14 protein-coding genes are annotated in these 12,070 nt (G+C 49.5%); 11 read left to right on the top strand and 3 right to left on the bottom strand.

What is annotated here, in order from left to right; all coding sequences use genetic code 11:
• The first annotated feature begins 50 nt into the window (after nucleotides 1–50).
• The 4 genes from DW182_RS06410 (at nucleotide 51) to DW182_RS06395 (ending at nucleotide 5,324) form a co-directional block, all read left to right on the top strand.
• Nucleotides 51–1,283: a Cof-type HAD-IIB family hydrolase gene (locus tag DW182_RS06410; RefSeq protein WP_009128791.1), complete on the top strand. Its 1,233-nt coding sequence runs from the start codon at nucleotides 51–53 to the stop codon at nucleotides 1,281–1,283.
• A 2-nt stretch (nucleotides 1,284–1,285) separates the two neighbouring features.
• On the top strand, nucleotides 1,286–3,355 hold the full coding sequence (locus tag DW182_RS06405) for a toxin-antitoxin system YwqK family antitoxin (RefSeq protein WP_118295019.1): 2,070 nt from the start codon (nucleotides 1,286–1,288) through the stop codon (nucleotides 3,353–3,355).
• 7 nt (nucleotides 3,356–3,362) lie between these two features.
• The gene (locus tag DW182_RS06400) at nucleotides 3,363–4,397 is read left to right on the top strand and encodes an alcohol dehydrogenase (RefSeq protein ID WP_118295158.1); all 1,035 of its coding nucleotides are present in this window, start codon (nucleotides 3,363–3,365) and stop codon (nucleotides 4,395–4,397) included.
• Between the two features lie 111 nt (nucleotides 4,398–4,508).
• A complete protein-coding gene (locus DW182_RS06395) occupies nucleotides 4,509–5,324 on the top strand; it encodes an RNA methyltransferase (protein WP_118295018.1) in 816 nt (271 codons plus the stop codon).
• 75 nt (nucleotides 5,325–5,399) lie between these two features.
• On the opposite strand, the gene DW182_RS22115 is transcribed toward DW182_RS06395, so the two are convergent.
• The 3 genes from DW182_RS22115 to DW182_RS06385 all read right to left on the bottom strand — a co-directional run bounded on the left by DW182_RS22115 (nucleotide 5,400) and on the right by DW182_RS06385 (nucleotide 7,313).
• On the bottom strand, nucleotides 5,400–5,513 hold the full coding sequence (locus tag DW182_RS22115) for a smalltalk protein (RefSeq protein ID WP_158580790.1): 114 nt from the start codon (nucleotides 5,511–5,513) through the stop codon (nucleotides 5,400–5,402).
• 54 nt (nucleotides 5,514–5,567) lie between these two features.
• Entirely contained in the window at nucleotides 5,568–6,017 is a 450-nt protein-coding gene (locus DW182_RS06390; protein WP_233564104.1) for a DNA-binding protein, read from the bottom strand.
• Between the two features lie 435 nt (nucleotides 6,018–6,452).
• A complete protein-coding gene (locus DW182_RS06385) occupies nucleotides 6,453–7,313 on the bottom strand; it encodes an Rpn family recombination-promoting nuclease/putative transposase (RefSeq protein WP_118295017.1) in 861 nt (286 codons plus the stop codon).
• 757 nt (nucleotides 7,314–8,070) lie between these two features.
• On the opposite strand from DW182_RS06385, the gene DW182_RS06375 reads away from it, so the two are divergent.
• The 7 genes from DW182_RS06375 to DW182_RS06345 all read left to right on the top strand — a co-directional run bounded on the left by DW182_RS06375 (nucleotide 8,071) and on the right by DW182_RS06345 (nucleotide 12,051).
• The gene (locus DW182_RS06375; protein ID WP_118295015.1) at nucleotides 8,071–8,343 is read left to right on the top strand and encodes a hypothetical protein; all 273 of its coding nucleotides are present in this window, start codon (nucleotides 8,071–8,073) and stop codon (nucleotides 8,341–8,343) included.
• A 62-nt stretch (nucleotides 8,344–8,405) separates the two neighbouring features.
• Complete coding sequence (locus DW182_RS06370) at nucleotides 8,406–9,269, top strand: hypothetical protein (protein ID WP_118295014.1); 864 nt, start codon at nucleotides 8,406–8,408, stop codon at nucleotides 9,267–9,269.
• Between the two features lie 49 nt (nucleotides 9,270–9,318).
• The gene (locus DW182_RS06365; protein WP_158580789.1) at nucleotides 9,319–9,738 is read left to right on the top strand and encodes a hypothetical protein; all 420 of its coding nucleotides are present in this window, start codon (nucleotides 9,319–9,321) and stop codon (nucleotides 9,736–9,738) included.
• A 4-nt stretch (nucleotides 9,739–9,742) separates the two neighbouring features.
• A complete protein-coding gene (locus tag DW182_RS06360) occupies nucleotides 9,743–10,168 on the top strand; it encodes a hypothetical protein (RefSeq protein WP_118295012.1) in 426 nt (141 codons plus the stop codon).
• A gap of 63 nt (nucleotides 10,169–10,231) precedes the next feature.
• Complete coding sequence (locus tag DW182_RS06355; RefSeq protein WP_118295011.1) at nucleotides 10,232–11,188, top strand: Rpn family recombination-promoting nuclease/putative transposase; 957 nt, start codon at nucleotides 10,232–10,234, stop codon at nucleotides 11,186–11,188.
• 183 nt (nucleotides 11,189–11,371) lie between these two features.
• On the top strand, nucleotides 11,372–11,653 hold the full coding sequence (locus DW182_RS06350; protein WP_117988107.1) for a hypothetical protein: 282 nt from the start codon (nucleotides 11,372–11,374) through the stop codon (nucleotides 11,651–11,653).
• A 41-nt stretch (nucleotides 11,654–11,694) separates the two neighbouring features.
• On the top strand, nucleotides 11,695–12,051 hold the full coding sequence (locus tag DW182_RS06345; RefSeq protein ID WP_233564091.1) for a hypothetical protein: 357 nt from the start codon (nucleotides 11,695–11,697) through the stop codon (nucleotides 12,049–12,051).
• Nucleotides 12,052–12,070 lie beyond the last annotated feature (19 nt).

Below are 12,070 nucleotides of genomic sequence, written 5' to 3'. Positions count from 1 at the left end.
CTTTGTAGAAAGTAAGATACTTTGTTTCATTAACTCAAAACCGGTAAGTCATGAAATACAAATTATTAGTTCTTGATGTGGACGGAACCCTGCTCGATAGTGAAAAGAAAATCAGTAAGCGCACGTTGGCCGCCTTGTTGAAGGTGCAACAGATGGGCGTGCGTATCGTGCTGGCTTCCGGCAGACCGACGTATGGCCTTATGCCTATTGCCAAAACTCTGGAATTGGGCAATTACGGAGGCTTCATCCTCTCCTATAACGGCGGGCAGATTATCAATGCCCAAAACGGCGAACTCCTGTTTGAACGCCGGATAAACCCCGAAATGTTGCCTTATCTTGAAAAGAAATCCCGCAAAAACGGATTTGCCATCTTTACTTATCACGAAGACACCCTTATCACCGATACACCCGAAAATGAGCACATACGCCGCGAAGCAGAACTGAATGGACTGAAGATTGTGACGGAAACGGAGTTCTCGATAGCGGTGGACTTTGCCCCATGCAAGTGCATGCTGGTCAGCGATGACGAAGAAGCGCTGGTGGGCTTGGAAAACCACTGGCGCCGGAGATTGAACGGAGCGCTCGACGTGTTTCGTTCGGAACCCTATTTCCTCGAAGTGGTGCCCTGTTCCATTGATAAATCCAATACTCTGGGCGCTTTGCTTGAGAAACTGGGTGTCAGTTCGGAAGAAGTCATCGCCATTGGCGACGGAGTTTGCGATGTCTCCATGATACAATCTGCCGGGCTGGGCATTGCCATGGGAAACGCACAAGATTCTGTAAAGGTTTGTGCCGACCGGATTACCGCATCCAATGACGAAGACGGAGTGGCGGAGGCGGTAGAAAAGGCCATCCTTGCCGAAATCCGCCCCGCCGACGTACCCCTGGAACAACTCAACCAGCGTGCACGTCATGCTCTGATGGGAAATCTGGGCATACAATATACTTACGCTTCCGAAGACAGGGTAGAGGCCACCATGCCCGTGGACGAACGCACCCGCCAACCTTTCGGCATTCTGCACGGAGGAGCCAGCCTGGCACTGGCGGAGACGGTTGCCGGACTGGGCTCGATGATACTTTGCAAGCCGGACGAAATAGTGGTCGGCATGCAAGTCAGTGGAAACCATATTTCTTCGGCTCACGAAGGAGACACGGTAAGAGCGGTGGCGACTATCGTGCATAAAGGCCGTTCCTCACACGTCTGGAATGTAGATGTGTTCACTTCGACGGCTAAACTGGTATCTTCGGTGCGCGTGGTGAATAGCATATTGAAAAAAGGATAGGGATGGACGAATTAGTCAATGGGCAACAAGAACAATTTCAGGAGCTACCACCTGAACCCGGGAAGAAGAAAAGCACCGGGAAAATAGTAAAAAGAACTTTCGTAGGGGCTGGCTTGGCCCTGGCGGTCTACTTTGTGTACTCCATGTTTTGTGTGTTCATCTTGCCCGACCGCAACATTCAGCAAATCTACCTGGTGCCCGAAGATGCGGCATTCATCATTCAATCGTCGGCTCCGATTGATGATTGGGGAAAGTTCAGCAGGAGCGCCACGTGGCAATGCTTGAAGAATGCGAAAGCCTTTGAAGAGGTTGCAAAGAACGTCGAGACGCTTGACGAGGTGGTCCGTAGTAATAAAATGTTATTGTCGCTGGTTGGCAAGCGGGATATGCTGATTTCAATCCATAAGGTGCGTGCCACCGACTGGGATTTCCTGATTGTGCTGGATATGCAGAAAGCCTCCAAGTTGGATTTATTGAAAAGCCAGCTTGAAACGGTGCTGGTGATGGCTGGCAATCAGGTGACGAACCGCATGCATAGTGGCATAAATATCCTTGAGATGCATAATCCCGATACGCAGGATATTTTTTATTGTGCCTTTGTGGACAATCACTTTATAGGTTCCTATACCTCTTGGTTGGTGGAGTCTGCCATCAATTCGCGCAATACGCCTAAAATAGGGCTCGACCATTCTTTTATGGAAGCCCGGAAGTTGGTTTCCGGCAAAGGACTTGTCCAGGTATTTGTCAACTATGAATATCTGCCCCAGTTCATGACTATTTATCTGGGCACCCCGAACGAATATGTGGATATGTTCAGCAAGTCGATGAATTTTGCCGGACTTTATTTTGACATAGATAGACACCGGATGGAGGTGAAAGGCTACACCTTGTGCAAGGACACCGCCGACCCGTATGTGGCGGCTTTGTTAAATTCGGGTAAACATAAAATGAAAGCGCACGAAATTCTCTCCGCACGAACCGCCCTTTACACCAATATCGGCTTTAGTAATCCGGTGACTTTTATGAAAGAACTGGAAAATGCACTTTCCCTCCATGACAAGCAATTGTATGATTCTTATGAAAGCTCACGGAAGAAGATTGAAGGGCTGTTCGGCATATCTCTGGAAGAGAATTTCCTGAGTTGGATGTCGGGAGAGTTTGCCATCACGCAATCCGAGCCGGGCTTGCTGGGGCATGACCCCGAACTTATCCTGGCTATTGGGGCTAAGAACATGAAAGATGCCCGTGAAAACATGGAGTTTATTGAAAAGAAAATCAGGCGCCGCACCCCGCTCCGGATTAAAACGGTTGATTATAAAGGCTTCGATATCAATTATGTAGAGATGAAAGGCTTCTTCCGTTTGTTCTTCGGCGGATTGTTTGATAAATTCGAGAAGCCATACTATACGTATGTGGACGATTATGTGGTGTTTAGCAATAAGGCTTCATCCCTGCTCTCGTTTGTGGAAGATTATGAGCAGAAGAATTTGTTGAAGGACAATCCGGGATTTAAGAAAGCGTTTTCGTATTTGAATTCAAGTTCCACGGTTTTCTTGTATACGGATGTGCAGAAGTTTTACTCTCAGTTGAAGCCGATGGTGAATGCGCTCACTTGGAAGCAAATGCAGGCTGATAAGGAGATTTTGTATTCGTTTCCTTATTGGACCATGCAGATTACGGGAGAGGGCCGGTCGGCCTCCCTGCGATATGTGATGGATTATAGTCCGTACACCCCCCAAGCGGTTACGGCGGTTGATGCCGACGAAGAAGATGAAGCAACGGGGGAAGACTCCATACTGAATGAAGAAGCTGATACCGAGAAGGAAATGATGAGCGAACTGGAGCGTTTCTACGTCGAGAAGTTTGAAGGCAATGTCCTGAGGGAATTCTATCCGGAGGGCGCGTTGAAGAGTGAAGCGGAAGTGAAGGAAGGGAAGCGTCACGGGCGCTATCGCGAATATTATGAGAATGGTAAATTGAAACTCCGCGGCAAGTATTCCAAAAACCAACCTAAGGGGACATGGAAATATTATACGGAAGAAGGGGAGTTTGAAAGGAAGGAAAAATATTGATAAAACTATGTTAGCATATACCTATTTCGAACACGGAAAGTTCGGACTATTAGAGAAGCCGGTTCCCCGGCTCGAAGACGCCGGAGACGCCATCGTCCGCGTGACGCTCGGTAGCATCTGCACCAGCGACCTGCACATCAAGCACGGTAGCGTGCCTCGCGCCGTGCCCGGAACAACGGTTGGCCACGAAATGGTGGGCATTGTAGAGCAAGTAGGCCCCGACGTCACCTCCGTCCGCCCCGGCGACAGGGTCACGGTGAACGTGGAAACCTTCTGCGGCAAGTGCTTCTTTTGCCGGCACGGCTATGTGAACAATTGCACCGACCCCCACGGCGGTTGGGCATTGGGATGCTGCATCGACGGCGGTCAGGCGGAATACGTGCGCGTGCCCTATGCCAACCAAGGCCTGAACCGCATACCGGACACGGTGAGCGACGAACAGGCCTTGTTTGTAGGCGATGTGCTTGCCACGGGCTTTTGGGCTACCCGTATCTCGGAGATTACCGAAGAAGACACGGTGCTCATCATCGGCGCCGGGCCTACGGGAATCTGCACCTTGCTCTGCGCCCTCTTGAAACACCCCAAACGCTTGATTATCTGCGAAAAATCCCCTGAACGGATTCGTTTTGTCCGCCAACACTATCCGCACGTGCTGGTGACCGCCCCGGAAGATTGCCGAGAGTTTGTCCGTAGAAATAGCGACCACGGCGGAGCGGACGTGGTGCTGGAAGTGGCCGGAACCGAAGATACTTTTCGTCTGGCATGGGAGTGCGCCCGCCCCAATGCCATTGTTACTATCGTGGCCCTTTACGACCGTCCTCAGATATTTCCCCTGCCCGACATGTACGGAAAGAACCTGACATTCAAGACCGGCGGAGTGGATGGTTGCGATTGTGCCGAAATCCTTCGCCTCATTGAAGAGGGAAAGATTGATACCACCCCGCTCATCACGCACCGATTCCCGTTGAATGAAATAGAAGAGGCCTACCGCATCTTTGAAAACAAGCTGGAGGGAGTGGGAAAGATAATTATTAATTGTTAATTATTAAATATTAATTGCCGTGCGGTGTGGGGGCATTTAAGTCTTACAGGCTCAGCTATTATGCCGCATGGTAATTAATATTTAATAGTTAATATTTGAAATTTAAAAAGAATGTCTATTATTGAAATATCCTCTTTGACGCATCCCGGAGTAGAAGTGTTCAGCACCCTCACCGAAGCCCAGTTGCGCAACCGCCTTGAGCCCGACAAGGGACTCTTTATAGCCGAAAGCCCGAAGGTTATCAACGTAGCTTTGAATGCCGGATATGAACCTCTGGCCCTCTTGTGCGAGCAGAAACACATCACCGGTGATGCGGCCGATATAATCAGGCGTTGCGGCAACGTGCCCGTCTATACGGGCGACAGGGAACTGCTTGCCACGCTCACCGGCTACGTTCTGACGCGCGGCGTGCTCTGTGCCATGCGCCGCCCCGTGCTTCGGAGCGTGGAAGAAATCTGCCGGGGTGCCCGGCGCATCGTAGTCATCGACGGCGTGGTAGATTCCACCAACATTGGCGCCATCTTCCGCTCGGCGGCGGCACTGGGGATGGATGCCGTATTGCTGACACGTAACTCTTGCGACCCTTTGAACCGCCGTGCGGTGCGGGTGTCCATGGGTTCGGTTTTCTTTGTGCCGTGGACTTGGCTGGATGGCCCTCTCACCACTTTGTCGCGCTACGGCTTCCGCACCGCCGCCATGGCGCTCACGGACGATTCCATCTCTATTGATAACCCCGTCTTAGCCACCGAACCCCGACTGGCCATCGTGATGGGCACCGAAGGCGACGGGCTTCCGCACGAAACGATTGCCGAAGCCGACTACGTAGTCCGTATTCCGATGTCGCACGGGATTGATTCGCTCAATGTGGCGGCCGCGGCGGCGGTAGCGTTCTGGCAACTTCGTGTGCCGGAGGAGTTGAAAGACTGAGTTCCGTACACTTGAACAGGATGCCGGGAAAAACGAAAAAAAGATGGCCGGAACTTAATCCCGACCATCTTCCTTTTACAGACACGCCATGCAACTCGTGACGCCCAGCGTAGTGCCGATGGCGGTGAGTATGGTGACGAGTGCCTGTATCACCAATTTCCATACATTCAGTTTCTTGTTAGTTTCCATAATGAGATTCGTGTTTTGAAGTTGTGTTTTCTCTTCTTCCTTTCTTATCAAGTTTTATCCCAAAGGATTTTCTTCTATGCCGCCATCTCCGCCGCTTGAGCTTCCTCCGCCCGATTTAGTAGCCTCGTATCCTGCCAGTTCCGATAGGCGGCACTTCTTGCGCAATTCCTGATTGCTCCACGTCTTGGTGTTGCGTACATTCAGGTGAACGCTGTCCACGAGTGCGGTGTTCCAGTCCTCGCGTTTCTCCGTGCCCCGTCCCGAAATGCCCAGGGAGAACAGACCCAGTTCGCCCAGGCGTACCGACTTTCCGTCCAGCACCAATTCCTGCAGGCAGGCGAGCATGTCGATGAGTACGCCGTGGATGACGCCTCGCGAGTAGGGCGAGTTGTGCTCGGCCATGTGGGTGACGAAGTCTTCGAATGCTACCGTACGGTCCTGTACGGCGCGTGCGTACCACTTCTGTGCCTCGGAGGGCTTCTGCGGGTTCTTCACCTGAGCCATGCGATACTTTAAAGTTCCGATAGTTGTTGCCATGTTTCTTTTAGTGTTTTAGTGATTAATTTGTTTTTGTTTCTGAGAACAATGCAAAGATACGCCACTCACATCCGGTTGTCAAAAAAGGGTGGGGGATAAGGTGTGAAAATCTGTTAAGGAAGTCGCTGGGCCGGTTCCCTTTTGCTGGGATATGGATAAAATGTGGTAAGGTGGTAAGGTGATAAGGTGATAAGGTGGTAAGATGGTAAGATGGTAAGGTGATAAGGTGGTAGTGGGATAACATTCTGTGATATATAGCGCAGCCACTTTATCATCTTACCACTTTATCATCTTACCATACTATCATCTTATCATCTTATCATCTTATCATCTTACCATATTATCATCTTATCACCTTATCATTCTTTATAGCGCAGCTACTTTACCGCCTTATCACTTTTTTTATAAATCATTTATTTCCGCCAAGGACAACCCGGTGGCTTGCATGATTTGCTCAGGACTCAATCCGATAGATTTCAGGTTCAGGGCTATCTCATGGTTTCTTTTCTCTATCCCTTTCTCTATCCCCTCTTCATACCCTTCCTTATGTCCCAGCTTCCGTTGTCCGCTGGCAATGGCAAGGTTGTCGCGATAAATCTTGATGCTTTCATCATACTTCATGCGCTCCTCCTTGCTCAATGCGGAGATATCGACGATTTTTTCAAGCTCGTCGAACACTGATTTCTGTGCCTTGAAAGGCATTCGTTTTAGCGTTTCCATATTCTTAAGTACATAAATCCATCGTTCAAAATCAGTCTCGCATTCGTCCTCTTCCTTCAGGAAGGAAGGGAGCTCTAAAAAGATGAAACGCATCTTGTCTATAAAAAGTTCGTGCGTTTCCTTGTCCGCCAATATAACATCCTTGCGAAAGCGTCCCTTCTCCGTTCCCAGGTAGAAATTCATGAAGAAGACGCCGTATACGGCTTTTATCTCATACTGCCATTTCGTTCCGCGCTCGCCCTGACGCACTACCGCTTGGGACAGGTAATACAAGGAGCGTTCCTTGAAGCGGTCTTGGTATTTGTTCTGCATCTCCACTATGATATTTTCACCGGTCTCGGTGGTGCAGTAGATATCGTATATCAGTCCGCGGTCGCCATCGTAAATGGGCATTTGTTCCTTGTCCAGAAATGTGATGTCCTTTATCTGTTTTTCTCCTTTCAGCAGGTCGTTCAGGAAGTCAATCAGCAGGCCTTTTGTTACCGACTGTCCGAAAATTTTCTTAAACCCTATGTCTGTAAAAGGATTAATGAATTTGCTCATTGCTTTGTTCGCTTTTGTTTTGGTTATTACAAAGGTAAGGTTTTATTTGAGAAGACAGAGCGTTATTGCAGAAAATAACGGCTTTTGCCATTTTATTCTTTTCTGACCGCCTTATCACTCTTTTTCCTCTTTTCGGCTATGAATAAGAATTTCTTTTGATGTGCTTGCCCTGAAAAAAACATAGAGATGTTTCTTGCAAAACTATGTTTTACACAACGTAAAGCATAGTTCACCACAGAGGGTCCTCTGTGTCCTCTGTGGTGAATCCCTCCGTGACGTGTGACGATTGTGACAGATGACAAATCAAGGAGTGTGCGAACAGAAATATCTTATATTATATATTTATATATAATATAAAGTTTAGTAAGACGTTTACTCAGCTTTTCCCGGATTGTCATTTGTCACAATCGTCACACGTCACGGGGAGCAAAGCTTGTATCTTTTGCCGTTTCTCTCTCTTGTTTTTTTTGACTTTCCATGAGTTTTTTCCCTGAAAAGCATTATCTTTGCAAAAAATATATACGCCCTCCCGCAAAAAGGATAGCTATACATAAGAAAAATAGAATACGGGTTTTTATCCTGATCCCGATAATCAGAAAATAGACGATACATCAATGGTGACATTTTCAATATACACCTACCCTTTTTCCTCCGTAGCGGAGGCGGAGGGTGTGACATTCTTTCCGGACGAGACCGACCTCCGGAGCCGCTATGAAATGAGGCACAGGGCTTTTAGACGAATTTCTCCTATCCCAACATGCCGGAGATTAGCGACCGTATCCGTCACTTCGAAGAGATAGCCCGCGAAACGAACAGCGAACCGGAACTGATTCTGAAAGAGCAGCACCGGGAGAATCTGTTGCTTTCGCCCGACAACCTGTTCATTATCCGTGCCATCGAGGCCTGTGCGGCAAGTGGAAAAACCATCCTCATCACTCCCCGCGCGGGAAGACAGGCGCAGGTGAATGTACTGAAACAAGTGAGTGAGGAAGCGCTGGACGCTCTTTTCGAGGATTTTGAACCGTCCTGATTTATTCGACTCGAAATATACGTTGGTGCTTGAATTCATGAAGAATATAAAATTGGTGTACGATGCTTGAAGATGCTTTCCATTTATTTCCCACGGGCGTGCGCGACGGACTTTTGAACGTATGCCTCTCACACTCCCTGTTTTGCAATCTTTACGAAGCGTTGGCCGCTTGCGAGGATCGCACGGGGTTGGCGCCCGAAGAAGTGTGGAGCGAGGCTTTGCGCATGGCTCAGAGGCTGGGGCAATCGCCTCGTCCCGACTTTTCCATCAAGCACGATTATGCCCATCTGGTATTCCGATACCGGACCTTCGTTGCGGGTGGGGGAGTGGAGATGCACCGGAGTGATGCACAGGCCGATGCCACGAGGTGTGCGGTGTTCACTACACTGCTCTATATGCTTGCCGCCACTTCGTCCGTCGATGATAACCCGTATGCCCGTTTGTGTGTATTTATCGTAAGGAGGCTGAGGGAAGAACCGCTCTATCAGGACTTGTGCCGCGACATACGCCGGGGTGAGAGCGAGGAGGAGGCCGACGGGCATTTTGTTCCGCCAACGGACTACACCAAGTGCACGGCGGCGGTGGAGGATACCCTCGTCGCCGTGCAGGAAGGGGAGTGGATGCAGGTGGGCGAACTGGTGCAGGAGGCCGTCGGGAGTCATTCGCCACAGGTCTGCACGTCGGTGATGCATGTGCTTACGGGATACAACAGGAAGCACGGGCATCGATATCAGGCGCACATCGACCGCCTGCACGAGGCCATCGACCGCATGGTGGAAGAGCAAAACTCAGCGCGGATTGTGGAGAACAACGGAACCATCAACCATATAGAAAACAATCAGGGCCCGGTGAACGGTGATGTGAAGGAGCAACGGTTCTTGATGGGGAACCGAATGAGCGGAAAGCAGATTGGAGCGAAATGTTGATGAGATGATGGAAATGATTAATAACTATAAATATTAAAAAAAAATGATTATGACAGACCTTTACGATTTTTACAAGAAACTTGATTATGATTTTTCCGTTTACGAGGGTGACGAAGAATTGTTCGGATTGCATGGTGGTGGTTTTGGTGGCGAGCATCCGCTGAGCATCAAAGATTTTAATGTTTTGGAATTGAATGCCGCGCGCGATGTAATTGTGTGCCATCTCGGCCAGCCCATAAAATCATTCAACGAGAAAGTATTTTCTTATGGTTTGAAGCATGTGGTAGAAAGGGTGCTTGCCCGAAATACGAATAACCGGATTAATTATGTGAGCAATGGTACATTGATTCTTGCCATGGTTAGTGCAGGCTTCCGAATTAAACGGTTTGGAAATTCACCCAATTGCTGTTTTAATGTTTCACAGAGAAGCGTAACCCGGCTTTGCAAAACTTTCGGCAATATAGGTTGAGACTATGAACGAGGAACAAGCCTCTGCGCAGATAGCTTTCAACTTCGGCCCGGTGAACGGGAATGTGGAGAAACAGGAAATACACCTCGACAAGCCGGTGGATAAGGGTGATAAGAGTGATAATGTGGTGGGTGATAAGGGCGATGATGTGGCAGGTGGGAGGGGTGTGCTCTCCGTGAAGCAACTCATCATCCTTTTTATGGAGATGCTGGACGTCACGCTGGATGCTTCCGGCATCAACCAAAGTGCATTGGCCAAGCTCATAGCGCAAGTGTCCGGCTACGCCGAGAACACGGTAAGGCCCAAAATAGCGAAAGGGGTGGATTATGACGCGAAGCAGACCCGGCAGGATGCTGAACGGATTGCCGCACTCCTGGACGGAATAAAACCCGAACTGGCGGAAAAGATACGGAATAATGTGAGAGAATAGTTTTTCGGAAACAGAAATTATGCTTACCTTTGTAGGAAGCAGAAGATTCAAAATAGAGAAGTTATGGTACAGAAAGACAGATATATACGATTTGATTGGGCGGTGAAGCGCTTGCTACGCAACAAAGCCAACTTCGGCGTGCTCGAAGGCTTCCTCACCGTGTTGCTGGGCGAGCCTATCCGCATCGTCGAGATACTGGAAAGCGAGGGCAACCAGCAACGTGAAAACGATAAGTTCAACCGTGTGGACATCAAGGCGCGCAATAGTAAGGATGAAATCATCATCGTCGAGGTGCAGAACACGCGCGAGATATACTATCTGGAGCGCATCCTCTTCGGCGTTGCCAAGGCCATCACGGAGCATATCGAGCTGGGAGAACTTTACTCCCAAGTGAAGAAGGTGTACTCCATCAGCATTCTCTATTTCGACATCGGCAAGGGGAACGATTACCTGTACCACGGTCAGAACTCCTTTGTGGGAGTGCATACGGGCGATTTTCTGGAGGTCACCACCAAGGAGAAGGACGCCATCGTGCGCAAGCTGCCTGCCGAAATCTTTCCCGAATATTTCCTGATTCGTGTGAATGAGTTCAATAAGGTGGCCGTCACCCCGCTTGAGGAGTGGATAGAGTATCTGAAAACCGGTATCATCCGCCCGGATACGAAAGCTCCCGGACTGGAAGAAGCACGCCGCAAACTGATTTATTACAATATGGACAGGGCGGAACAACTGGCGTATGACGAACATATCAATGCCGTGATGATTCAGAATGATGTGCTGAGTACGGCGGCGGATGAAGGAAGAGAGGAAGGAAGAGAGGAAGGAAGACAAGAAGGATGGCAGAAAGGTATGCAGGAAGGCAGGCAGAAAGGTATGCAGGAAGGCAGACAGGAAGGGCTGGCAGAAGGCAGAGCGGAAGAGAAAATAGAGAATGCCCGTACGATGAAATCCCTGAATATCCCCTCCGAGGTCATCCACCAGGTGACGGGGCTGTCTATCAAAGACATAGAAGAATTATAAAAAGCAAGATACTATTTATTTTTCGTCCCGCCTGATTTTCGTGTTGAAAAGCAGGCGGGACGTTTTTTTTGTGTCGGCACAGTGCCGACACACCCCCTTTATCTTTGCCCCTGTAATCGCGAAACAAGCGCGGTTGCGGGGGCATTCTATTGTATGCCTTCAATCTCAAAAAAGAAATATGTTATGGAAACATTTGTAACCATCATCGAGCAACGCGGCCTCCAAAGCCGCCAGTATCAGGACAATCAAGGACAGCCGCGCACCTTCCATTCGCGCGGATTCGTGCTCAGCACAGGCATCGATGAGTTTTATGCCGAAATGACGGGCGACCAGGCTCTGCAATGCCCCGAGTACGACAAGAGTTCATTGCATTGCTTTCAGGGCAATATCCGCCAACGCCGCTTCACCGACAAGAACGGGACGGAGAGGTTCGAGAACCAAATCTACATCACGAAGCTGGTGTAAAATCAGCTACAGGCTACGAGTGCCTGTCTGATAAGAAAGGAATGAAATTAAAACCGAATAAAAACTTACAAAAACAGAACGAAATGGAAATTAGATTGCAGATTTCAGACGGCGCATATCAGCGCATGATGGCTCATGGTGGCCGCGTACAGGGCACCATCGGGCTGGTGAACCCACAAGAGGGAAACTTCAACGAGCACATGCGCCGCGCCGCGACGGCCTCGACCGAATACATCCGTCTGGCTCACGGCCGGGCCAGCGTCGACGAGAAAAAAGCGCGACTCACGCTCACCATCGACCTTGACGAGGCAAACATCCTGCCCGCCAAAGTGATGAAGGAAGAGGCCGGAAGGGCGGCGAACTTCGTGGAGGATTTTCGGGAATGCTTCGGATGGTAAGGGGGGTGACTCGTCTCCT

It is taken from the genome of Bacteroides sp. AM16-24 (genome assembly GCF_003471885.1).
In the GTDB taxonomy this organism is placed as follows: domain Bacteria; phylum Bacteroidota; class Bacteroidia; order Bacteroidales; family Bacteroidaceae; genus Bacteroides.
The sequence above is the reverse complement of the archived record's forward strand: the minus strand, read 5'-3'. Positions and strand labels throughout refer to the sequence as shown.